At 55.9% G+C, this 22506-nt stretch carries 17 protein-coding genes and 1 pseudogene; 13 read left to right on the forward strand and 5 right to left on the reverse strand.

Translation table 11 applies throughout. The annotated features are described in order from the left end of the window. Positions 1 to 328: 328 nt before the first annotated feature. The 5 genes and pseudogenes from SADFL11_RS24515 (at position 329) to SADFL11_RS24535 (ending at position 6851) form a co-directional block, all read left to right on the forward strand. Complete coding sequence (locus SADFL11_RS24515) at positions 329 to 1072, forward strand: DUF6088 family protein (RefSeq protein ID WP_040450220.1); 744 nt, start codon at positions 329 to 331, stop codon at positions 1070 to 1072. After that, positions 1053 to 2162: a nucleotidyl transferase AbiEii/AbiGii toxin family protein gene (locus tag SADFL11_RS24520; RefSeq protein ID WP_008188257.1), complete on the forward strand. Its 1110-nt coding sequence runs from the start codon at positions 1053 to 1055 to the stop codon at positions 2160 to 2162. The genes SADFL11_RS24515 and SADFL11_RS24520 overlap by 20 nt, the downstream gene beginning before the upstream one ends. A 37-nt stretch (positions 2163 to 2199) precedes the next feature. Beyond that, a pseudogene (locus tag SADFL11_RS24525) lies at positions 2200 to 5145 on the forward strand (TrlF family AAA-like ATPase). Positions 5146 to 5204: 59 nt separating this feature from the next. After that, the gene (locus tag SADFL11_RS24530) at positions 5205 to 6059 is read left to right on the forward strand and encodes a hypothetical protein (protein WP_040450223.1); all 855 of its coding nucleotides are present in this window, start codon (positions 5205 to 5207) and stop codon (positions 6057 to 6059) included. Positions 6060 to 6203: 144 nt separating this feature from the next. Next, positions 6204 to 6851 carry a hypothetical protein gene (locus SADFL11_RS24535; protein ID WP_040450225.1) on the forward strand — a complete coding sequence of 216 codons (648 nt, stop codon included), beginning with the start codon at positions 6204 to 6206 and terminating at the stop codon, positions 6849 to 6851. Positions 6852 to 7259: 408 nt separating this feature from the next. Here the strand turns inward: SADFL11_RS24535 and SADFL11_RS24540 are convergent, their stop codons facing one another. Continuing rightward, positions 7260 to 8366 carry an RHE_PE00001 family protein gene (locus tag SADFL11_RS24540; protein WP_008188260.1) on the reverse strand — a complete coding sequence of 369 codons (1107 nt, stop codon included), beginning with the start codon at positions 8364 to 8366 and terminating at the stop codon, positions 7260 to 7262. Positions 8367 to 8648: 282 nt separating this feature from the next. On the opposite strand from SADFL11_RS24540, the gene SADFL11_RS24545 reads away from it, so the two are divergent. Further along, entirely contained in the window at positions 8649 to 9572 is a 924-nt protein-coding gene (locus SADFL11_RS24545; protein WP_040450227.1) for a recombinase family protein, read from the forward strand. A 52-nt stretch (positions 9573 to 9624) separates the two neighbouring features. On the opposite strand, the gene repC is transcribed toward SADFL11_RS24545, so the two are convergent. The 3 genes from repC to repA all read right to left on the reverse strand — a co-directional run bounded on the left by repC (position 9625) and on the right by repA (position 13372). After that, positions 9625 to 10881: a plasmid replication protein RepC gene (gene repC / locus SADFL11_RS24550; RefSeq protein WP_040450228.1), complete on the reverse strand. Its 1257-nt coding sequence runs from the start codon at positions 10879 to 10881 to the stop codon at positions 9625 to 9627. A 218-nt stretch (positions 10882 to 11099) separates the two neighbouring features. After that, positions 11100 to 12152, reverse strand: coding sequence for a plasmid partitioning protein RepB (gene repB / locus SADFL11_RS24555; RefSeq protein WP_008188252.1), 1053 nt, complete (start codon positions 12150 to 12152; stop codon positions 11100 to 11102). Then, a complete protein-coding gene (repA, locus tag SADFL11_RS24560; RefSeq protein ID WP_008188225.1) occupies positions 12149 to 13372 on the reverse strand; it encodes a plasmid partitioning protein RepA in 1224 nt (407 codons plus the stop codon). The genes repB and repA overlap by 4 nt, the downstream gene beginning before the upstream one ends. A gap of 1737 nt (positions 13373 to 15109) precedes the next feature. On the opposite strand from repA, the gene SADFL11_RS24565 reads away from it, so the two are divergent. Further along, complete coding sequence (locus SADFL11_RS24565) at positions 15110 to 15556, forward strand: Ros/MucR family transcriptional regulator (protein WP_008188254.1); 447 nt, start codon at positions 15110 to 15112, stop codon at positions 15554 to 15556. Positions 15557 to 15674: 118 nt separating this feature from the next. Here SADFL11_RS24565 and SADFL11_RS24570 read toward each other — a convergent pair whose 3' ends face one another. Further along, on the reverse strand, positions 15675 to 16697 hold the full coding sequence (locus SADFL11_RS24570) for a nucleotidyltransferase family protein (RefSeq protein WP_008188378.1): 1023 nt from the start codon (positions 16695 to 16697) through the stop codon (positions 15675 to 15677). A 779-nt stretch (positions 16698 to 17476) separates the two neighbouring features. Between SADFL11_RS24570 and trbB the strand changes: the two genes are divergently transcribed. From trbB to SADFL11_RS25365, 6 genes are read left to right on the forward strand one after another with little or no spacing between them, the layout of a single operon-like run. Continuing rightward, complete coding sequence (gene trbB, locus SADFL11_RS24575; RefSeq protein WP_050775926.1) at positions 17477 to 18481, forward strand: P-type conjugative transfer ATPase TrbB; 1005 nt, start codon at positions 17477 to 17479, stop codon at positions 18479 to 18481. Beyond that, positions 18471 to 18830 carry a TrbC/VirB2 family protein gene (locus tag SADFL11_RS24580; protein ID WP_040450230.1) on the forward strand — a complete coding sequence of 120 codons (360 nt, stop codon included), beginning with the start codon at positions 18471 to 18473 and terminating at the stop codon, positions 18828 to 18830. Before trbB ends, SADFL11_RS24580 begins: the two co-directional genes overlap by 11 nt. Further along, the gene (locus tag SADFL11_RS24585; protein ID WP_040450232.1) at positions 18823 to 19119 is read left to right on the forward strand and encodes a conjugal transfer protein TrbD; all 297 of its coding nucleotides are present in this window, start codon (positions 18823 to 18825) and stop codon (positions 19117 to 19119) included. Before SADFL11_RS24580 ends, SADFL11_RS24585 begins: the two co-directional genes overlap by 8 nt. 2 nt (positions 19120 to 19121) lie before the next feature. Further along, on the forward strand, positions 19122 to 21557 hold the full coding sequence (locus SADFL11_RS24590) for a conjugal transfer protein TrbE (RefSeq protein ID WP_008188229.1): 2436 nt from the start codon (positions 19122 to 19124) through the stop codon (positions 21555 to 21557). Beyond that, positions 21535 to 22326, forward strand: coding sequence for a P-type conjugative transfer protein TrbJ (gene trbJ / locus SADFL11_RS24595; protein ID WP_040450235.1), 792 nt, complete (start codon positions 21535 to 21537; stop codon positions 22324 to 22326). The genes SADFL11_RS24590 and trbJ overlap by 23 nt, the downstream gene beginning before the upstream one ends. Positions 22327 to 22328: 2 nt before the next feature. Further along, positions 22329 to 22505 (forward strand): hypothetical protein, encoded by a 177-nt coding sequence (locus tag SADFL11_RS25365; RefSeq protein WP_008188350.1) that lies wholly within the window; start codon positions 22329 to 22331, stop codon positions 22503 to 22505. Position 22506: the final 1 nt, after the last annotated feature.

Here is a 22506-nt window from a genome sequence, read left to right on the forward strand (position 1 = left end):
TCCATTTCTCACCGGCGTCTGTGAGGGGTGGTCGCAAGCGCTTCATGAACACCCTGCGCCGGCTGAATGGTTGCCGTTCAGGTTTTCAAATCGAATTCACTGCCGCCTTTTGGGTCGCTTGCAGCCCTGGCGATCGGCTCCGAGTCGGAAATATAAGCCATGGCGGTTCGAATCGCAATCTGGAGGAATGCCGCAAGGTACGCGATGACGCGGTGAAAATTTTTTAGGAGCTCTTGTCAGGTTGCACGCGTGAAGCCGTATTAGGTCGACCTCGTTGGCACTGACCAAAATTTGTATATAATCTTCGGTCACTCAATGAGGGAATCCAATGCCTAACCCCACGTCCGACACACTTAACCGCGTTCACGCGCGTATCGCAGCGGGTGCCCCCGCTGGGGTGTGGTCGCGAGCAGACTTCCTAGACATTGCAAGTCCGAACGGGATCGAGAAGGCCCTGCAACGGTTGGCCAAAAGTGGAGATATCCGGCGCCCGTGTCGAGGCCTCTATGACAAGCCGACCACAAGCAAACTAACTGGCAAGATGGTGTTCCCTTCGATCGCATCATTTGTCGATGCAATCGCGCGGCGCGACAAGCTGCGGGTCCTCGTCGATGGAATGACGGCGGCCAACGATTTGGGGCTGACGACGGCAGTCCCGGCCCGAAGCACGATTTATGCCGACACCTACCCAAGGACGATCGAAATCGTCGCCAACACTGGAGACCCGAACGCGAAAGAACCTATCGTCTACAAACTCGACTTCAAGCGGATCTCCGCCAAGACAGCTTTCTGGGCCGGACGGCCGGCCATGCGCGTGGTTCAGGCTTTGTCATGGTTTCGCGACGATCGCACGAGCCTGGATGCGGCCGTCAACGGGATTGTCCGACGGCTCTCAAGCGCTCCGGAGCGCGACGCAATTGTTCAAGACCTAAATCAGAATATCCAAGCTGTTTCCGCTTGGATGTACCCGGTAATCGAAAAAATCACGCGAACACTGTCGACCGACGAAAACTCGAACGACGCATCGCAGCCATCTGATACGACGGGGGCACATGCAGAAGGCCTTCGCTGAAATCCTCGGCTCGAGTACCGATGAACGCCAAGCCCTCTTTTCGGCGGTCGCAGCCAAACTGGAAACACGCGCCGAAAATGTTGAGAAAGACCTCTATGTTTGCTGGGTTCTCGATTTCCTGTTCAACCGGCGCAAGAACGACCCGGTGCATCTCTATTTCAAGGGCGGCACCAGCCTGAGCAAGGCATATGGGCTTATTAGGCGGTTCTCCGAAGACATCGATATCGGAATATTCAAAGGCGACCTCAATGTCCCGCTCGAGACGGACATCGCCGCACTGCCCTCCATCACCAAACAGCAAAAGGCCCTCGCCGAGGAGGTCGACGAAGCGGCCCGCAAATACATCTCGGGAACGCTCCGCGATCAGATGCTGAAAGAGATAGCAACCGTCGAGGAACTGTCAGGAAGAACTGGTCATTTCTCCGTTGAATTTGGCTTCGATCCTTATCGGAACAAGGATGCACTCGATGTCCTGGTGGTCGGCTATGACAGTGCATTTGGATCCGGAGAGGGCTATGTCCAAGCCGCAGTACGTATAGAGGGCGGCGCCCGACCCGACCCCGTTCCTGTCGAAGCGCGTGAGATAGTCCCTTATGTGGCAGACGAACTCCCAAATGGTGCAGATCTCAAATTTGGTGGCGTGACGACGGTAAAGCCGGAACGCACCTTCTGGGAAAAGGTGCTGATCCTGCACGCCTTGACGGAAATGACGGAAAAACGCGCCGCAGATAATGATCCCGGCCGACCGGTTCCTGATCTCAATCGCTATTCCCGGCACTACTATGACGTCCACCAGATTTGGCGGCATTCGGAATACGGCGAGAAGACAGCCTCAATGCGTGATCTGGCCGAAGCATGCCGTCAGCACAAGCAGCTCATGTTTCGTGCGCCTGATCACCGATACGAACGGGCGGAACCGGGCTCGTACCGCCTGATGCCGACAGAGGAGATGCGTAAGAAACTGGAGGCCGACTATGAACGAATGTCGGCCATGATATTCGGTACACCGCCAAAGTTTGAAGAAGTCATGGTCAGTATTGAACAACTGGAAAACTTCATCAACGATAGGCAAGGCAAAGAAAGTCATTAGTCAAGCAGACTATGCATGGGAGGGACGTTCATTGGACGTGGTGTCGAGAGGATCAGAGTGGCATCGATGGGAGCCGCATATTCATGCTCCGGGAACAGTCCTGAACGATCAGTACCCCGCGAATGGCTGGGACGACTATCTCTCGGCACTCGAGGCCGCCTCGCCATGCTTGCGCGCGATCGGAATTACCGACTACTGCGTGACCCGGTCATATGAGCGGGTTCTCGAACACAAGAAGAGCGGTCGACTCCCAGACTGCGACCTCCTTTTTCCCAACATCGAACTCCGTCTCAATACCGGCACGGTGAAGGGTCATTTCGTCAATATCCATCTTCTGGTCTGCCCCGACGACCCGAACCATATCGACGAGCTGAATCGATTCCTGGGCCGGCTCACATTCTCTGCGTTTGGAGACCAATTCGCTTGTACGCCGACCGATCTCATCCGGCTGGGTCGGCGCGCAGACCTAAACAAGACAGACGACGAGGACGCCCTCCAACACGGATGCACTCAGTTCAAGGTGTCCCTCGATAATCTGATGGAAGCGCACCGGATGGACTGGGCGAGCGAGAATATCGTCATCGCCGTGTCGGGAAATGCAGATGGGACGTCCGGTGTTAGGGAGGCGGCCGACGCCGTTCTCCGCGAAGAGATCGAAAAGGCTGCCCACGCGATCTTTGCCAGTAGTCTAAAACAGAGGGACTTTTGGCTTGGACACGGAAAGGCCACCGAAGAAGAACTACGTAATCGATATGGTGGCTGCAAACCCTGCATCTGGGGTTCGGACGCACATGATTTGGACCATGTGGCTCGACCGGCGGAAGACCGATTGTGTTGGATCAAGGGCGAGCCGAGTTTCGACGCACTGCGGCAGGCCTACTTGGACCCCGAACGAGCGTATGTCGCGCCAGACCCGCCATCTTGGGCCACGCCCTCACAGATCATCGACGAGGTCGTCATCTCGAACGCACCATGGGCGAAAACTCCGCACGTCGGTCTCAATCCCGGTTTGGTTGCCATCATCGGAGCCCGAGGGTCGGGAAAGACCGCATTAGCCGACATCATCGCGGCAGGTTGTGACTCCTACGAGCACAATTCCGAACGCCCGTCATTTCTTGACCGTGCAGCTGAACACCTCGGCGGAGCGGAAGTCACTCTTACCTGGGGAAACCGCGATCCGATGACACGGAGCCTCGATTCTCCGGTCAATTGGTCCTCAGACGCATATCCGCGGGCGCGCTACCTTTCGCAGCAGTTCGTTGAGCATCTGTGTTCCAACGAAGGCATGCCATCGCTGATTGCCGAAATCGAGCGGGTGATCTTCGAAGCCCATCCAACTCTGGAACGAGACGGGGCAGTAAACTTTCAGGAACTGCTAGAGCTGCACGCATGCGAGTTTCGCGACGCGCGCACTCGGGAAGAAGAGGCCCTGGCGAACTTGTCAGAGCAGATCGGCGTCGAGCTCAATAAGTCGCGCCAGGTCGCGACAATCAGAACGCAGGTCGATGAGAAGAAGAAGCTGATCGCCCGCTATCAGACAGATCGCAAGAATCTACTGCCGAAGGGCCCGAGCAAAATCGCCGAGAGGCTTCAGGACCTGATCAATGCCGCGGACAAGGTGCGCGGACACATCCGGTATTACGCAAACCAGCAATCGGCGATCACCAGCATCAAGGCGGAAGTTCAGGATCTGCGGCAGAACAAGGCCCCAGATACGCTGCGCTCAATGCGCGAACAACACCAGCGCGCCAAGTTAGAGGACGCTGATTGGAAACGGTTCCTTCTGACTTACACCGGGGACGTTGATGGGGTCGTGACGGATAAGGCGAAACAGGCCGCAAAGAGCATGGAAGGGTGGCGCGGCACGACCCCGAGTGTGGCGGTCGACGAGTCTGGGTCTTTTCTCCGTCCAAGTGATGATCCCGAGAAGATGCCGTTGGCTACACTCGAAGCCGAAATTGCGCGGATCGAAAAGATCGTCGCTGCAGATAAAGAAACCGCAAAAAAGCTCGCCGCTGTGAGCAAGCGGATCGCAGACGAAAACACCGTTCTCCAGAGCCTCGAGGAAAAGCTCAAGGACTTCATTGGTGCGCGAGACAGGGCGATCTCATTGGTGGCGGAACGTGAGGCAGGATATATCCGCGTTTTCGACGCCGTGGTTGCCGAAGAACGCGTCCTCAACGAGCTCTACGCTCCGTTGATGGTGAAACTGCAGAAGGCAGGCGGCACGCTCGCCAAACTTTCATTCTCGGTCAGCCGTGTCGTTAACGTCGCGGCCTGGGCCAAGCGGGGAGAAAAGGACCTTTTTGACCTGCGTGGGGGTCCATTCAAAGGCATTGGCTCTCTTGAACGTTAAGCAAACGAAATGCTTGGAACGGCCTGGGCGAGAGGTGACTCGGCCGCGGTATCAGAAGCGATGCAGGCCTTTCGCGACAAGTTTCAGGAAACGCTTCTTGCGAACGCGCCAGTCGAGAAGTCGGATCAGGCCAACTACCGACCATGGTCGAAGCGGTTCGCCCAATGGCTGTACAGCACGGATCATATCTCTATCGAATACGGCATTCGGTATGACGGGATTGACCTGAGGAAGCTCTCACCGGGCACGCGGGGGATCGTTCTGGTGCTCCTGTATCTTGCGCTCGATGACTCCGAAGATTGCCCATTGGTTATAGATCAGCCCGAAGAGAACCTAGACCCGAAATCCATCTATGATGAGCTCGTGCCCTTGTTTGTGGCTGCAAAACGCAGGCGCCAGGTAATCATGGTCACCCACAACGCTAACCTGGTCATCAACACCGACGCGGACCAGATCATCATCGCCGAGGTCGGAACCCATGATGGCACCGGCTTACCTTCGATCGCGTACCAGGCGGGCGGCCTCGAGGAGGCTGAGATCAGACGGATGGCTTGTGAGATTCTCGAGGGTGGAGAACGCGCATTTCAGGATCGTGCGCGCCGGCTAAGGATCGCTCTGCGTCGTTAGTCGCGTACCGATTTGGTCGAAGTGGCAGGGTTTGGGAAGTCGGAAACTGGTGGAACCACATGGGAAGGAAGATCACCCGCAGGAATCTGAAGAATGGGCTTTTCGCCTTCATCGACCTTCTCGGATTCTCTGATCGAGTGCAGCGGATTGAAACAGAAGAGGATCTGCGGAAACTCGACGACGATGTCGTTTTCGTTCAGGGCGAATTTGAGCACAAATCTTCGGACTACTTTGTCCGCGAGTCTCAAAAAATCGTGGGCAAGCGGGTTCTAGCATTTTCGGATTGTGTCGCCATATCTGTACCGCTGCGCTCCGATCTGACCAAATTGCAGGGCACGTTTGACGTCTTGATGAGCGAGCTGACAAGCTTTGCTATCGCGCAAGGCGATTGCGTTCAGCGCGGCATTTTCCTTCGTGGGGGAGTCGATCTCGGGTACTGGTTTCATCGCAAAGACACCCTGATCAGCCCAGCGATGGTGAACGCATACAGACTTGAGCACGATGCATGTGTTCCCATGATCGCGATCACACCCGCACTGCGAAAATACCTCGCCCAGCACCCTGATCGCACCTATTACAGCGACGATATTGAGCCCTTTGCGAAGACGCTCAAGCAGCATCGCAAGCTACCAAACGGGCAGACTCACTGGTTCATTAATTATCTACGTATCTGCCTTGAATCGGTTGAACCCGCCATCGTTGGAGAAGATCGGGATCGCATGCGGACCGAAGCTTGGCAGTCGGCGTGCCACGAGTGGGCTTTGAACCACGGTCGGGTTATTGCCAAAGCACGCGCAAATGCCACCACTCCCAGCGTACGTCTGAAATACGAATGGCTCGCCAAGTATCACAACGCTGAGATCAAACGCTTCTTCAGCAAGAGGGCCAAGCCACTATTGATCGCGCTGTCATAGCCCGGCTGCTCTAGGCCTTTGGGTCAACGGGCGTTTCCTCAATCACGATTTTTCGCCGTTACCGCAGGCCGGGTTTGATCGCCTATGATAATTCTGTTCACCGGTACCCTTCTTGTGCCGGCAATCGACTGAACTGGAAAAGCTGTGTTTGCGTATGCCGATGAGACCGGAAATTCCGGCCGAAACATTTTTGATAGAAACGAGTATTTTCGCCTCGGTGCCGTCTTGTCGGTGGGCGACATAGCGCCATCGATAGCAATGGTCCTGGCCCCTATTCTCGAGGAAAAGAGTGTTGATCGGATTCATGCGCATGAATGGCCCGAAACCGAAGTGGCCATGGTAGGACAGGCAATTATAGACGCCCTTGATCAGTCCGGACCGTGGACGTTCAACCTCACCGAAATACACAAGCCGTATATGGCTCCGACCAAGTTCGTGGACGTCATCTTCGATGCGGGTGAAAACAAGGCCGTTCCGGGCGAATGGTATTGGGACGAACTGAATCGTCATGTGCTTTGCCTGACAATTGACGATGCAATGTCCAGAGACGCGGCGGAACTGTTCTGGTCTTCCTACTTGAGCGACGACTTCGATGGCATAACTCGCTGTCTTGACTATATCGACAAAGGGCTTCGGATGGCCGAGTGCGCAACGGCCATCCGGCACGTAATTAGGGAAGCGTTTGGATTTGCCAGGCAGAAACCGGCTGAGTTCACGCTGTCACACACTCAAAAGAAGAAGGGATATCAGGCCAGTTCTCCAAATGTCGTTGCCTTCACCCAGTTGTTTTAGGCAATCCATGAATTCGCAGCCAAGCACAATAGCCTGCCCGAGAGGCTTATCCATGACCAGCAAGACGAATTTCGAACGGCGCTCGCAGAGACATACCGGCACTTCGGAAATATCATCTGGCAGGATTCGCTTGACGGCAGCTTCCCGGAGATTTCGCTTGCCGACTACGATCTGGCCCAATTCGAAATGCCGTCTTCAAAAGACAACGCCGGACTTCAAGCAACTGACGTGCTGCTTTGGGCTTCCCAACGCGAGGCGAGAACTTCCTCATTGTCGGCCTTGAAGGCCCGCCTAAAGGACAAGACACTCGACTATCGGGTGTCCCGAAGAATGTCCGAACTGATCGTGTACGTTCACCTTCTGCGGCATGAGCGACAACGTTCCCGGGGACAGCCCCGAGACTAGCGGCTAGAAGATACCCCATGCACGATACCGCCCCCTCCCCGTCATCTCGCGCACACCGAGCTCTCCGACAAGGTTCAATGCTCCGCGCGGCGTGACTTTCGCAGCTTTCGCGATCATGTGCGCCGATACGATCGGCCGTGAAAGTATGAGCTCGATCGCAGCCGGCAGGCTGCTGTTTGATCTCCTGCCAACAACGCGCCGCTCAAGTTGACGCTTCGCGAGCGTCAGCCGATCAATATCCTTCATCCCAGCGACAGCAGCCGCTCTCATTGCATCGAGAAAGGCGATCAGCCTGGTTGTCCGGTCCCGAGCACGTCGCCGCTCACGCGGCATCTCTCGCAGACCCACTGAAAAGGCCAGAAGGTGTGACCGGACCTTTTCGCGTGATCTGAGGAAATCCGAAACAAGGACCTGCCCAAGCCAGTGCTGCCGCTGAAGCGGTTCGAGCTGATCCCATGCGTCCCAAAGAACCGCCGCGGCCAGGGTCGCCGGAAGCGCTTCAACCTTTCTGACCAACTCGAGCCATTCAGAGATCCGTTCAGATTCGTCCCAATCAGGATCCCTGATGACCAACTCGCCCACAATGAGGTCTGGTTGCCGGGTTCTGGTAGATCCGGGGGGAACGGCTTCCACCAGCCAGCTGGTTTCCGCAAGCACCTCGTCGAACTCTGCCAATTCCGGAGGAAGCGCATCGTGCTCGTCCGTTTCGAGATCCCTCCCCTCCCCTCTCCTCTGACGTTTTCTGGGAAGTTCATCCTCCTGTTCGGCAATCCCCGCAAAGGCAATGATCCCAGCCCGCGAGATCGCCCAACCCGGATTGTTTCTCATCGCCCGTCGTCTCGCCCGGACGATCCGGTGCGCAATGACAAGCTCGTGGCTTGGTGCGCGAACGTCCATCTTGGCGTCGTGCAGAACCAAGTCTTCCAGATGGACAAGTTCGCCGGCCACCCACATGTTGGAGACGGCCTCGAAGAAATCAGCCCGCTCTGCAAAGCCTTGTCCGACCTCAGATCGGGCAACACGCTCATCAAGCCGTGCGAGTGCATCTTCAGCCGCCGATATCGGCTTCAAGAGAGCCTCGAGGCTCAACTTTCCAATTTCATAAGGCATTGTTTTTTCATGTCTTACGCATTTATGAGGAAGCTACCACGAATTTAACTTCCGTCATAGACTGCCCCGTAAACTCGCGTTCGCCGATATGCAGTCTGAGGCCTTCTGAATTGAACAAATGCCCGGCAATCCGCGCTCAGGTCGACGAGAGGGTCCGGTTTTCCTGGGGTTTTGACGGTTCGGGTCGTGGAAAAGGCACTCAGGAGACGTTTACAAACGATCGGTTATCCATATCTTCTTTATTTGGAAAACCACTCTCAACACGGCTCTCAGGCGTCCCAAATGGCCAAATCGGCGCTCAATCGCACTTCTCGTCGGCCTGAGGGACGGCTTATCGGCTATGCGCGCGTCTCCACGGACGAGCAGGCGACAGAAGCACAGCAGCTGGAACTGCGATCTGCCGGCTGCGAGACAATTGTGGAGGAATACGGCTCCGGCGCTTCACGCGCTCGCCCTGCCCTTGCCAGACTGGTTCGGGAGATAGGTACAGGTGAAACATTGGTCGTTGTCCGACTTGATCGCCTCGCCCGTTCGGTGGCCCATCTGTTGGAAGTTATCGACGAACTCAATGCAAAGGGAGCGCATTTCCGCTCACTCAGCGACCCGATCGACACATCGACCCCGCAGGGCATGTTTTCCCTTCAGGTTCTGGGTGCTGTTGCTCAGCTTGAACGCGCCTTGATCTCCGAGCGCACCAAGGCCGGCATCAAGGCTGCAAAGGCCAAGGGGAAGTTGCCCGGCAATCCAGGAATTCGAGAGCGCAGGCCTGAAGCGCTGGCCAAGATGACGGCCGCTCAAAAGGCAGCCTATGGCGCACGCATTCAGGCGACTGCCAGTCAATGGCTTCCTATTGTCCGGCGCATGCGTCCGGATCACACCTGGGACGATATCGCACGGTTTCTGAAAAGCCGCGGGCACGACTGGACGCCCGAGCGGCTGCGGCGCGCGGTGAAGTGGATGGTTTCCGAGGGAATGGCGGACAAGGAATTGCTGAGGAAATCGCCTCCACGCCCGCCGGAAGACCGATTGATGACCCTGGTCGCCGGCATCCACTCGTCGAACCCGGAGCTGACATTGCGAGAGATTGCCGGTCAGCTCGAGCGGCTGCACGAGCGAACGCCCCGCGGTGGGACAAAATGGTCGCCGTCTTCCGTCAAGAACCTCATCGACCGGGCAAAGCGGACTGGTTTGCTCGAAGCAGTTTGAGTCCCAAATCGGAACTCTGGCGCAAATTGCCCGCCCAGACCTCACCATGGTCTCACACCAGCCCATGCAGGGATTTGTGGAGGTGGAGTTTGCCCTCCCCAGCCCTGTCGATCATAGCGCGGAAATATCCGCCGGGCGAGGCAATGTGCTCCGGATCCCGCAGCGCCTTTTCGGCGACAACCGCAAGGCAGGCCGCGGCCAGATATCTGCCTTGCCGCTCGACAGCGAGCTGATATCCGGACGGACTGAGGCCGATCAGCATGCGCAACTGCTCAGCAGCTCCACAAAGAGCCGGCCAACTGCTCAGACCGACCCCCAATTCTGCCTGTACCGATGAACATGCCGACTGAATGAGCCCTATGGAAACACCATCCAGGTTGGTTTCGGGAAACTTGCCTCCGCCTCCCCTTCCCACTTGTGATTTCGGCCGTTGTGTTTCCGTGCGCCCGCCGCAAGGCTCTTTTTCAAGAGCCATATCAACGGCGAAGCCGTTGTCAGAAGGAAATTTAGTGTATTGCTCGTTAGAGCAAGTCGGCTGAGAATTACTTCCAAGAGAGTCGGTTGGGGTTGTAATAAATAAGGGGCTGACATCAATGTCACCCGCGCATGACATTTTATCCTTATTTTTCAACGAATGTGCTTCATGGAGAGCCAGGACCTGCGCATAGAGCGATTCCAGAAGTGCCGCCTTCTCCGCCACATTCAATTCGTCCCGGATCACAATCGCCTGGGCTCGGGCAGCAAACCCGTGAAATTCTACGGGCTCCAGTTCGGCCATGTCGGCGATCGCCCGTGAAAACCGTGTAACAGCCCGCCTGGCTTCCTGCTCGGCCTTGATACGGCGCTGGAATGCATCCGCCTGAACCTTGAAGGCCTCCAGATTGAAGCACGCAGGGCTAAAGTCCAGACCGTAGGCCTGCTCCAGAGCCCCTTCTGAACCGCGATAGACATAGCGTCGCCCGGTCGGACTGTCCCGATAGGCAAGCACTCCGGCTTCGACGAGTTTCTTCAGGCAGCGCGTGACAGTGCGCGTGGTGCGCCGAGTGTATTCGGCAAGACGCTGATTTGAGATCGCCACTACCGGCCGCTTTCCGGCCTGGAAATCGTCGGGCTGCACAAGACCCAAGAGAATATCCAGGACATGATAAGCCGTGCCATCGATACCAAGCGCCGGCGCAACGCGTTTCAGAACCAGGGAGATTTCCTTTTTGGTGACCTTCGGCCGGTCTTCCTGGGACGCCAGATGCGCGCTCGCAAGAATCCCGGCAGACACCTTGCGAAAACTCGCAATCTGCTGAGTCGAAGACATAAGTCCTCCTTTGCCGGAAGCGCATAAACGCGACCGAGCACTGAATTTTCAGATGCGAGACAAGCTGGAAGACGCAAGAAATCGTGCTCGGCTGCGAGACAGAACTTGCGTTGCGCTGCGAGTGATTCTAGAATCAGAGCTGCTAGACTGAGATCATAGGCACTCGTGCTTATCTCAACGAGGACCCGCCCACGTGGCGGGTTCTTTGCTTCATGCTTTTATTTGCTCGCTTGTTTCCCTTCGCCTTTTTTGAACTCTTCAATCAACGCCGTCATCTTGTCTGCGACAAACTGAGCAAAAGCCGGCTCTTTCTTCGCATCTAGGAAGATTTTGACAGCGTTGCTGGATTGCTCCATCGTTCCGAACGAGCGACCTTCGTTCTCCAATCGAGACTTTTCAGCTCTGGATTTCGTCGTCCTGAACTTGTCTGCTTTTTCAGCTGTCCGATAAGCCAGTTCGAAACGCTTGTTGGAGTCAGCCCCTTTCCACACTGCGCTTTCGGGTAGAGCACGCACCGCTTCGAGAATCGAAGACTTCTTTGCACCTCGATCAGCGAGACTCGCAAAAGCCTCCCAACGATTTCGGCCGATCTTGGGGGCAGGTCCAATCAAACGAAAGATATCAGCTGGCACCAAAGCGACGATTGCAGACATTTTCGAAATCGTTGTGTCAGAGGCAACTCCAACAGACTTGGCTACAAGCTTACGCGTGAAACCGGCTTCCAAAAGGGCGACTGCGTATACCGCCTGCTCAATGAAGGACAGGTTCTTTCGTTCATTATTTTCAAGACCTTGAGCAATGACAAGCTCTTCGTCAGAAAGTTCTTGAACGTAAGCTTTCACCTTTTGCCCAAGAACCATGCAAGCACGATTGCGCCGCGCTCCATACGCCAGTTGGTACTGACCATTTTCTGCCGGATGTGGACGGACAAGGATGGGGAGTCGTTGGCCTTCTTCCTTAATGGAAGTCACCAGGCTTTGAAAATCCGGGTCATCGTCGGTCCATTCAAGACGGTCTTGAATGATGGAAGCCCGCACGGTGACGGGGTCGAGTTCAACGGTTTGGGATTTTTCAAGCTCGGCTTTCAGCCGCAGGTTTTCTTCTTCGATGCTTGCAAAACTCGCCTGCAGTGCTTTCGTCGGAGCAGTCGTCATGGGCCGACTCGTAGTCTTGTCCGATTTCTCGACTTCAGCTTGTTTGGCAAGTTCGTTCGGGTCTACGGCACCAAACATGCCGGCAAGGCGTTTCGCCCGGTTGGATGCTTTGTTCATGAGCGTCCCCAGACTTTCAGGATCTCTTGGAAGATCTCAGTGTTGGCAGCATTTACGGATTCTATGGCGCGATTGTACGTGTCGCGTCCGACAGACCCTTTTTCGAGTTCGTACAACGTTTTGTTTTCCAGACCGGCATTTGTGATCGCAGTGGTCTCTACAACTGCAGCAGTCAAGACGCTTTCTCCAAAGAGAGACCGAAGCATCGCTGCAATATTCACCTGTGGAACATCGTGGGGAATATGTCTGGTCAAAAGAAACCGCATGAACTCATGATCGACAGGCGCACCAAAGTGAGCCATTTGTTCCAGCATTTCGTCCATCATGTACAAAAACTGGTTCATACTTGCGACGTCGATCATCGCGGACTGTACAGGGATAATTAGCCCGGTAGCGGCAAATACAGCGTTTAATGTCAGATACGACAATTGCGGTGGCGCATCGATTACGACTACATCGTAACGATCCTCCACGCTTCTCAGTGCAGTCGCCAACCGGCGAATAAAGTATTCGTCTCCCACGTATTTGTTGCTGATGATGGCGGCTGGCGTTTCGTAATCGAAATACTGCAGCTCGCTCTGGCCTGGAACAAGATCCAGGCCCGCAAAGTAGGTCGGTCGAATTACCTCCGGAAGTGGCCGACGTTCATCATCGTAACGCAGAACGCCAAACACCGTTTCGTTGTCGCCTACTTCCAAGACCGGCTGAACACCCAGCATCTCCGTCAGACTTGCTTGTGTATCAAGGTCGATTGCGAGAACGCGGAGGCCTTGCAACGCGAGAAACTGAGCCAAGTGCAAAGCAGTCGTCGTTTTCGCGCAGCCACCTTTGAAATTGGAGATCGCGACAATTTGCATTCCGTCATCTTTACGACGACGCGGATCAAACTGTAGGGACTGTCCGGGACGCTTTTCGGCCAGGAACGATCGAAGTTCATTGATCTGATCGAGTGTGTACATGCGCCGGTTCCCATCAGACCGCGCCGGTTGCGGACCTTCATTGTCGAGCGACATTTGCCGCAAGGTTGCGGGCGCGATGCCAATCAGGTCCGAAACTTCAGATGAGGAAAACGATCGCAAGTGCTTACGCGACTCCGGAGGATAATTCTGTTGCCAGTTGTTTTTGATTTGCTGGCTCAATAGTGACGAAAAACGCGCAATTTTTCCCCTTGTTGAGTTGGGGTCCAGTTCCTTGTCAGAAATTGCGGCTTCTTCTGTCATTATCCACTCCGACGCAAAAATTTGAAAAACACGGAAATAAGCGTCAGAGCGAACTAAGGGCGAATTAGTGATTCCTGTCAATGGCTTTTTAGTTAACGCCCGTTAACTTTTCCACCGTCGACACGATATCGTGTGCCTAGAGAAAATGGACCACACTAGTACTTGCAGGCAGACTCTGCTCATGGTGCATTTGTTCAGAAGCGCAGGGCGAGCTAAACAAGGATGTACGCCTCATAATATTCGAATCAGATCAGCGAAGACCCGAATGTATCCTGAGATCAGGCGTTCGGCGTCTAAGTTTTGATGCGCGGAGACCGCGTTGCGTCCTGTGTTTTTTGATAGCTATGACTCGGTTTCGTATTCCCTTTCGCCCACTCACGCACGGCAGTCAGATTGACGCCCAGTGTATCCACCACCGTTTTCATGACAAATGTCCACCTTGAAACTCCATAAAAAGTAGAGGTCTTTTATTAGATCGCCGCATTCGGGGTCTAATTCTAAAATGTCTTCTTGCCGAACTGACACTCAAGTTCTCGAGTGAGGTCTCTCGGCGCAATGTTATTGCGCTAGGAGACCTCAGAAAAGCTCTCTCCATCTTAAAGCTTGTTGCCTACGAATTGCGGCGTGAACGAAGAAGACCAACATCGGCGACAACTCTGAATGACAAGTTCTATTCAGACATAAGCCGCGCTCACGGCTACCTGTAGACCCATTCGTCAAACAATTGTGTTAGGTCGAAATGCATTTCTTTTAAGACAGGTCGGGCAAAGCAATTCCAGAAGGTGGCGCCACGAGATTTTAACAACCCTTCTTTCCAAAAGGTTCGTACTGACATCGTTCATCGTATGAATTTACCAGCACTGCGTCGTGCCAAATTGTTGTGAGACAATTCGACCAATTGGATTTCCAAGCCCCCCTCCTCTCCGCTAGGCAACATCCAACCTCCAGCCCCGGATCAACGATTTGAAGTTCCCATGTTGGATGACCAGAAATTGATTTCCAACCCACGCCAAATCGGCATTTGGACGCAGCTTGGCGACCAAGAGCTCGGTTCCGTCTACGAGACCAGACTCTGCATTATCGGCAACACAGAACGCAATCATCTCAAACACCGCAGATGAAGTTCCGTCTGCGATGTAATGGAATCCGCAAACCTGTTGACTTGATACGTTTCTGAACACCTAGTTCCGAGTGGAGTGTCAGATGACACGGGGTCAAGCAATTGTTTTTTCGATGTTTTTTTTCCGAGACGTCATTCCTTCCAATCGAATGCGAACAATTCTTGAACTCCCCTCCCCCGATTTGCGGCCACGAGAACAATTGAATCCCGCGGTGAAAACATCGTCTCCCTTTTCCTACCAAAGAAGTATTGAGGTCCCACTGGGCAATCCCATCAAAAAATACAACAGGACCGTAAACGCTAGCGAATGATTGCTACGGCGATTTTGAACCGCCCAGACAGCTGATGCTAAATGGCAACCGTCGAGCACTAAGGTAGGAAGTGACCGGCCGGAAGATGCCGACCGTAAGATATATTCATTACGAGGGCAGGGGTCTCCAACCTAAAGAAGTGAACATCAGGTTCGGATGGCCGAAAAGCTCGATCGCGGTGTGCTCAAGAGCAATGGTGAACGTAAAGCGACCACTGGCTGTCCGAAGCGATGATTTTACTCCACAGGGGAACAAGTTTAGAACCAGCGCACACCCAGCTCCCAGTATCGACCTGCAAGGAACCCAATGTCTGAGGCCCCCGAATACAACACAACTATTGAGCCAGTATATGTTGATCTGACTGCGGATATCGTTTCCGCATATGTGAGCAACAAGATTGCTTCGGGTGATCTGGCAACTTTGATAGCGACGGTTCATTCGGCTCTCGTTTCGGCCGCACAAACGGTACAGGAACCAGCCGTTGAAGAACTTGTCCCGGCTGTACCGGTCAAAAAGTCCATCCTGGGCGACTACATCATCTGTCTCGAGGACGGCAAAAAATTCAAATCGCTGAAGCGCCACCTGCGCACGCATTTCGACATGACGCCGGAAGACTACCGGGCCAAGTGGAACCTGCCTGTGGACTACCCGATGGTCGCCCCGAACTACGCCGCGGCGCGGTCGGATCTCGCCAGGAAAATGGGGCTGGGTCGGAAACAGGGTCGCAGGAGCAAGTCGGCGAGCAAGAGCTAGTTTTTGTCTCGCCTGGACAGGACCCAGCCGGAGCTGAACCTCCGGTGCGCGGGGCACAATTCGATCACTCTGAAGCATGTGCCTGCAGCGACCGGTTCCCTGCCGGCAAGTCCGCCGGTCAAGAAAGCTGATCGAGCAAGGCCGAAGTCGCCGGCATGCGTTTCAGGCTTGCCGTAATGCGCTTGCGCCATTCCGGACCGGTTTCCAATGCGGTCTGGTAGGCTTCGGCAAGGTCGTCCGGCCTTGTCTCCGTCAATACCTCGATCAGAAATGCCGCCTGGGCCCGGTCTTTATGCGCCTTGAGTGCATCCGCTCCTCCTTGCCTCCGGTCGGCGACGATGAGCTTGTGCACCGCATAGCGCTCCGGGCGCGGGATCTGCACCAGCACGCCTGAGCGATAGAGAAAGGGAACACTGATCGGATCGGCAATCAGGTAATTGAGAAAATGCAGACTTTGCGCACTGACACCAAGGGCGGCAAGATCGCGGATGGCCTCATCCTCTTCGAAGGACGGTGTCAGAAACTCGACCAGGGTCTGGCGATGTGTTTGCCGCCAGCGCCAGGTCTTGCCACTTTCGATCGCAGGCACGGGATCGAACTGAAGCTCGGAAAAGACCTCTGCAAGGGGAGGGTCGACTGTGTCCGCGAGGGCGAGTGACAACCGCTCGAAAGTTGCAATGTCGATGTCATCCGTCGTGGCCGACTGGTCGAAGCCGATCCGGATGCCGAGCTCGCCTTCATAACAGCGGAAGGCCTGCGTACCGACGATCGTTCCACCGAGCCGAAAGACGCCGGCTTTGGCCATGGCCGAAACCACCTGGCCGGATCCGACATCGGCGAACAGATAGCCTTCCGCCCGCAGCACCCGCATCAGTCTTGCCCGATCCCGTTCGGCAAGTTTCGCCGCCCTGGCGATCTCCGATTGCCGCTCCAGGCGGCTCCGAAGTTCCGGCGTGTCTTCGCCAATATACCGGTCGATGGTTTTCCGCCCGACGCGGAAGTGGTCGTACCAATAGGTCTTGGAGCCGACCTCCTTCGACCGTGGCGCGCCGCGCAGCTCCGACACTTCGCTGTCACGTAGGGACCGTCGCAAGTCCGTCCAGGCGGCTGTGCCGATTGCGCTGTGATAGTCGATGGTCACACGTTACCCCACATACTTTTTCTCGTGGGGTAAGAATAGCATATTTGCTATCCCACAGAAATTTTTTTGTGGGGTACAAAAGGAGCAAGATCTCGGCACCTTCCGAACCGCCTTGTCCTTTGTGTGGAACTCCCACGCGCAACCAAGGAGCAGCTGCTTCAAAAAAATAGCGCGCCCGTGTTGAGCCTTGGGAGGAAGACACTTGGGCGCGCCTGGAAAGGTGTGCACGTGACGCTGGGTCACCTTGCCCTTTTAGCCGCGTTCAATAAAAAGATCCATTCGCACAATTGCAGAGTTTTTCCGGGGGTGACACATCGTGGTCGATCAAGCCACGTGCATTGAACCTTTCTGTAGGCGCAGAGATGCGCCTGATTTTTTGACACGGCTGATAGGTCCAGGTTTGGCCCCAGCCATAAGGATCTGCGATCACGAAGCTTCGAAACGTCCAATATCTCTTTAGCTAAGACCTAGATTAAAGGTCGGCGACGTAGCCTCATTAGATTGTTATATTTGCCAATTCATACAACTCTCCTTAGGTGTGGAAAACTTTTTCTCAACCTTGCGATGACACTTCGTTCTGTGTTGGGTTGCGCCCTCTCGCAAGGCAATCAACCACTGATTGCTGTAGCCGCATCTTATTGTTCTCAAATATAAAAGGACGCTCCGAATGACCTCCGGAGAGCCTGGGCACTCACCCGTGCCCGGTCCGATAAATGCTGTCTCGGCGAGGCCGCGCCATCCCCTGAACATCTCAGCTTTCACCGGTAGGGGAGGGGACCTTGAGGAACGGTGAAAGCCGCCGCCGACTTATCGCCGGATTAGAGGATTCGCTTGGGCGAACAATCTTGTCGGCGTTGTCGGACGAGGCCGTCGTTGAGATCATGCTCAACCCGGACGGACAGCTGTTCATCGAGAGCGTCGGTAAAGGCATGGTGCTCTCCGGCGAAATAACGCCCCATGACGCCCAGATCATCATGGGCAAGGTCGCACATGCGCTCGGCACGGAAATCACCTCTGACAAGCCGATTATTTCCGGTGAGCTGCCAATAGGCGGTCATCGTTTTGAGGGCCTGTTGCCACCCATCGTTTCCAAGCCGTCCTTCACGATCCGCAAGAAGGCATCGCTGCTCATCCCGCTTTCCAAGTATGTCAATGATGGCGTGATGACGGACGGCCAGGCCACCGTGATCCGTGATGCGGTTGCCGGCCGGAAAAACATTCTGGTTTCGGGCGGTACCGGCACCGGCAAAACGACCCTGACAAACGCGATCATTGCCGAAATGGTTTCGGTCGCTCCGGATCACCGCCTCGTCATTCTGGAAGATACCGCGGAAATCCAGTGTGCGGCCAGGAATGCCGTGATCCTGCACACGTCCGACACCGTGGACATGCAGCGGCTCCTGAAATCGACCATGCGCTTGCGCCCCGACAGGATCATTGTCGGCGAAGTGCGCGATGGCGCGGCGCTGACGCTGCTCAAGGCATGGAACACGGGTCACCCGGGCGGCATCGCCACGGTTCACTCCGACAACGCCTTCACCGCACTGACGCGCCTTGAGCAGTTGATCGCGGAAGTCTCTCAGCAGCCGATGCCCCACGTCATCGCAGAAGCGGTTGACCTCATCGTTTCGATCGAGCGCTCCGCCGAACACGGTCGCATCGTTCGGGGCATCGTGACTGTATCCGGCTTTCGGGACGGCACCTATGACGTCCGTTCAGCAGTCGCATCTCAGTTCCTCAACAAAAATTCCCACGACAGACAAGGGACTCTTCATGTCGCGTAATTTTGTGATTTTTCTAGGCTTGGCCGGGGCCGGACTTTTTTTCATCGAACCAGCCTTCGCCTCCGGCGGCGGCTCGCTTCCCTGGGAAGGCCCGCTTCAGCAGATCCAGGCGTCTATCAACGGTCCTGTCGCTGGCGCTGTTGGCCTGATCGCGGTGGCGATTGCAGGCGCTATGCTGATTTTCGGGGGCGAGCTCAACGACTTCGCACGCCGCATGGCCTACGTGGTTCTCGTCCTCGGGATCCTGCTCGGCGCGTCCACGATCGTCGGCCTGTTCGGTTCTGCCGGTGCCTCCATCGGCATCGCTCCCGCAGTGGAAGCAGCAACCGTGGAACCGGCTCATGGCTGACGCGCCGGGCCTCAACAGAGCACGGATCCACCGCGCTCTTTCACGCCCGACACTGTTGTTCGGGGCAGACCGGGAGTTGGTGCTCGTGACCGGTCTTGCCTCGGTCATTCTGATTTTCGTGATCCTGAAGCCCTATGCCGCTGTGCTCGGCGTGGCGATCTGGATCGTGGTCGTTGGCGTGCTGCGGATGATGGCAAAGGTGGACCCTCTGATGCGCGCTGTCTATCTGCGGCACGTCAAATACTGCACCTACTACCGACCGACATCCACGCCCTGGCGGAAATACTGAACATGGTTGCCCTCAAAAAATTCCGGCACGTCGCGCCGTCCTTTTCCGACCTGCTCCCGTACGCGGCGCTGGTCGACAACGGCATCGTGCTCCTGAAGGACGGGGGCTTAATGGCCGGCTGGTATTTTGCCGGGCCGGACAGCGAGAGTTCGACCGCATTCGAGCGGAACGAAGTCTCCAGGCAGATCAATTCGGTTCTCTCCCGCCTCGGCAATGGCTGGATGATCCAGATGGAAGCGGTTCGCATTCCCTCGACCGGATATCCGGACAAGGAAAGCTCGCATTTTCCGGACCCAATCACGGCCCTGATCGATGACGAGCGCCGGCAGCGTTTTGAGGCCGGGGAGGGGCATTTCGAAAGCCAGCACGCCCTCATATTGACCTACCGGCCGCCGGAGAAAAACAAGTCCAAGCTGGTGAAGTACATTTATTCCGACGAAGCCAGCCGGAACACGTCTTTTGCCTCCCGGACGCTTGAGTATTTCAAGACGACCATCCGCGAATTCGAACAGTACATGGCGAACGTCGTGTCGATCCGGCGCATGGAAACGCAGGAAGTGCCGGAAAGGGAAGGGGAGAGGCGCGGCCGCTACGATGATCTCTTACAGTTCGCCCGCTTCGGGTTGATCGGCAAAAACCACCCGATCCGGCTCCCTGATATCCCGATGTATCTCGACTATCTGGTGACGGCTGAATTTCATCATGGGCTCAATCCCATCGTGGACGGCCGGTATGTCGGCGTGGTGGCGATCGACGGGTTCCCTGCCGAAAGCTGGCCGGGGATCCTCAATGCCCTCGATCTCATGCCCATCACCTATCGCTGGTCCAGCCGGTTCATTTTCCTCGATCCTGTCGAGGCGCGCTCTGTGCTGGAAAAGACCCGCAAGAAGTGGCTGCAGAAGGTGCGGCCGCTGATGGATCAGCTCTTTAAAACGAACTCCGGATCGCTCGATCAGGACGCCATGGTGATGGTCGAGGAAACCGAGGACGCGATTGCCGAGGCGAACTCGCAGCTCGTCGCCTTCGGCCATTACACGCCTGTCATCGTGCTCTTCGACGTGAACCAGGCGCGGCTTCAGGAGAAATGCGAGGCAGTGCGGCGGCTCGTGCAGAACGAAGGGTTTGGCGGCCGCATAGAAACCCTGAATACCACCGAGGCGTTCCTGGGGAGCCTGCCAGGCGTTTCCTATGCCAACGTTCGCGAGCCTCTGGTGAGCACGCGCAATCTCGCGGACCTCGCTCCTATGAATTCCGTCTGGGCCGGATCGCCGGAAGCACCTTGTCCGTTCTATCCTGTTGGATCTCCGCCGCTTATGCAGGTCGCCTCCGGCTCTTCACCGTTCCGCTTCAATCTTCATGTCGGGGATCTGGGGCACACGCTGATCTTCGGGCCAACCGGTTCGGGTAAATCGACGCTTCTGGCGCTGATCGCAGCTCAGTTCCGGCGCTATGAGAACGCGCAAGTGTTTGTCTTCGACAAGGGCAAGTCGATGTACCCGCTCACGCTTGCCATCGGCGCGGATCACTATGATGTCGGCAAGTCGGACACACTGGCCTTTGCGCCGCTCTCCTCTCTCGAGGACGACACCGACAAGGCGTTCGCTGCCGAGTGGCTGGAAACCCTGATCGAAATGCAGGGCGTGAAGGTCTTGCCGGAGCACCGCAACGCGATCACCACGCAGAATGACCTGATGTCTAAGTCGCAGCGCCGGTCGCTGACCGATTTCGTGTCGGGCGTCCAGAACCGGGAGATCAAGGACGCGCTGCAATATTACACAGTGGACGGTCCCATGGGATCGCTCCTCGATGCGGAAGAAGACGGCCTGTCGCTGTCCAGGTTCCAGACCTTCGAGATCGAGGAACTGATGAACATGGGCGACCGGAACCTGATCCCGGTCCTGCTGTATCTGTTCCGCCGGATCGAAAAACGCCTGACCGGTGAACCAAGCCTGCTCATCCTGGACGAGGCCTGGCTGATGCTCAGTCATCCGGTGTTCCGCGACAAGATCCGGGAATGGCTCAAGGTTCTCCGCAAGGCCAATTGCGCGGTGGTCCTGGCAACGCAATCGATCTCGGATGCCGACAGATCCGGCATTATCGACGTCCTGAAGGAAAGCTGCCCGACAAAGGTTTGCCTTCCCAATGGCGAGGCGAAGGTTTCCGGAACACGCGCGTTTTACGAAAAGCTCGGCTTCAACGATCAGCAAATCGAAATCATCGCCTCCGCGATCCCGAAGCGCGAGTACTACGTCACGTCTCCGGACGGGCGCCGGCTCTTCGATATGGCGCTCGGCCCGATCACGCTGTCCTTCGTCGGGGCGTCCGCCAAGGACGATCTCAAGCGCATCGAAGACCTTCACCTCCACTACGGCGACAAATGGCCCACTGAGTGGCTCAAACAAAGAGGAATTGCCAATGCCGAACAGCTCCTTGGCTAGATCGCTCGCCAGCGTTCTTTGTGTGATCGGAATTGCAGGACCGGTCCAGGCTGGTGGCGCGGTCACCGGTGCGACCGAGTTCACCCAGATCCTCAACAACAGCGAGCTTATTGCCCTCGGCGGTCAGAACGCCGAGCAGATTGCCAATCAGGTGCAGCAGATCGGCAACCAGATCCAGATGATCGAAAACCAGATCTCCATCTACGAGAACATGCTGCAGAACACGCTCTCCCTGCCGATGCAGGTTTGGGGCGAGGTTGAACAGAACCTCGGTCAACTGCAGAGCCTGGTCCAAAAGGGTCAAGCCATGGCCTTCTCGATGGGCAACCTGGATGACACGCTGAAGCAGCGGTTCCAGAGCTACGCCGACTTCGCGAAGAACGGCCTTCCGGACGGGCAGTCGTTTTCGACCATGTACCAAGGCTGGTCCGACACCAACCGGGACACGATTTCTTCGACATTGAAAGCGGCCGGATACACCTCGGACCAGTTCGCGACCGAAGAGGACACCATGCGCCAGCTCCGGCAGCATTCTCAGTCGGCCGCGGGCCAAAAGCAGGCCCTGCAGGTGGGTCATGAGATCGCAGCGCAGCAAGTCGAACAGATTCAGAAGCTGCGCGGTCTTGTCTCCCAGCAGATGACCATGATGGGGACCTGGTACCAGTCCGAGCAGACGAAGAGCGACCTCGCTCAGTCAAAAAGGGAAAAGTTCTTCAATTCGACAATCTTGCCTGTCACTGGCGGAAAAGAAATGGAAGTGGATTTTTGATAATGAAACCGATGTATTTTGTAATTTTGGCTGCAATTTTGGTCATTTCCGCTTCGGGAGCCATCTATGTCTCACTAAATCTATCCAGTAGCCTACCCGCTTCAGAAAAATCGACCAGTGAAGCTCCAACCTTGCTGCCCACAACTGGCGGCAAGGAGATGAGTGTCGATTTTAACTGAG

Origin of the sequence: Roseibium alexandrii DFL-11 (genome assembly GCF_000158095.2) — a bacterium.
Taxonomy (GTDB): Bacteria; Pseudomonadota; Alphaproteobacteria; order Rhizobiales; family Stappiaceae; genus Roseibium; species Roseibium alexandrii.

Excerpts from the sequence above, each read along its gene's own strand:
- SADFL11_RS24515 (WP_040450220.1), top strand. The coding sequence starts at position 329 with ATGCCTAACCCCACGTCCGACACACTTAACCGCGTTCACGCGCGTATC.
- SADFL11_RS24580 (WP_040450230.1), top strand. The coding sequence starts at position 18,471 with ATGTCGCGTAATTTTGTGATTTTTCTAGGCTTGGCCGGGGCCGGACTT.
- SADFL11_RS25365 (WP_008188350.1), top strand. The coding sequence starts at position 22,329 with ATGAAACCGATGTATTTTGTAATTTTGGCTGCAATTTTGGTCATTTCC.
- repC (WP_040450228.1), bottom strand. The coding sequence starts at position 10,881 with ATGTCTTCGACTCAGCAGATTGCGAGTTTTCGCAAGGTGTCTGCCGGG.
- SADFL11_RS24520 (WP_008188257.1), top strand. The coding sequence starts at position 1,053 with ATGCAGAAGGCCTTCGCTGAAATCCTCGGCTCGAGTACCGATGAACGC.
- SADFL11_RS24540 (WP_008188260.1), bottom strand. The coding sequence starts at position 8,366 with ATGCCTTATGAAATTGGAAAGTTGAGCCTCGAGGCTCTCTTGAAGCCG.
- SADFL11_RS24585 (WP_040450232.1), top strand. The coding sequence starts at position 18,823 with ATGGCTGACGCGCCGGGCCTCAACAGAGCACGGATCCACCGCGCTCTT.
- repA (WP_008188225.1), bottom strand. The coding sequence starts at position 13,372 with ATGACAGAAGAAGCCGCAATTTCTGACAAGGAACTGGACCCCAACTCA.
- repB (WP_008188252.1), bottom strand. The coding sequence starts at position 12,152 with ATGAACAAAGCATCCAACCGGGCGAAACGCCTTGCCGGCATGTTTGGT.
- SADFL11_RS24565 (WP_008188254.1), top strand. The coding sequence starts at position 15,110 with ATGTCTGAGGCCCCCGAATACAACACAACTATTGAGCCAGTATATGTT.
- trbJ (WP_040450235.1), top strand. The coding sequence starts at position 21,535 with ATGCCGAACAGCTCCTTGGCTAGATCGCTCGCCAGCGTTCTTTGTGTG.
- SADFL11_RS24545 (WP_040450227.1), top strand. The coding sequence starts at position 8,649 with ATGGCCAAATCGGCGCTCAATCGCACTTCTCGTCGGCCTGAGGGACGG.
- SADFL11_RS24590 (WP_008188229.1), top strand. The coding sequence starts at position 19,122 with ATGGTTGCCCTCAAAAAATTCCGGCACGTCGCGCCGTCCTTTTCCGAC.
- SADFL11_RS24530 (WP_040450223.1), top strand. The coding sequence starts at position 5,205 with ATGGGAAGGAAGATCACCCGCAGGAATCTGAAGAATGGGCTTTTCGCC.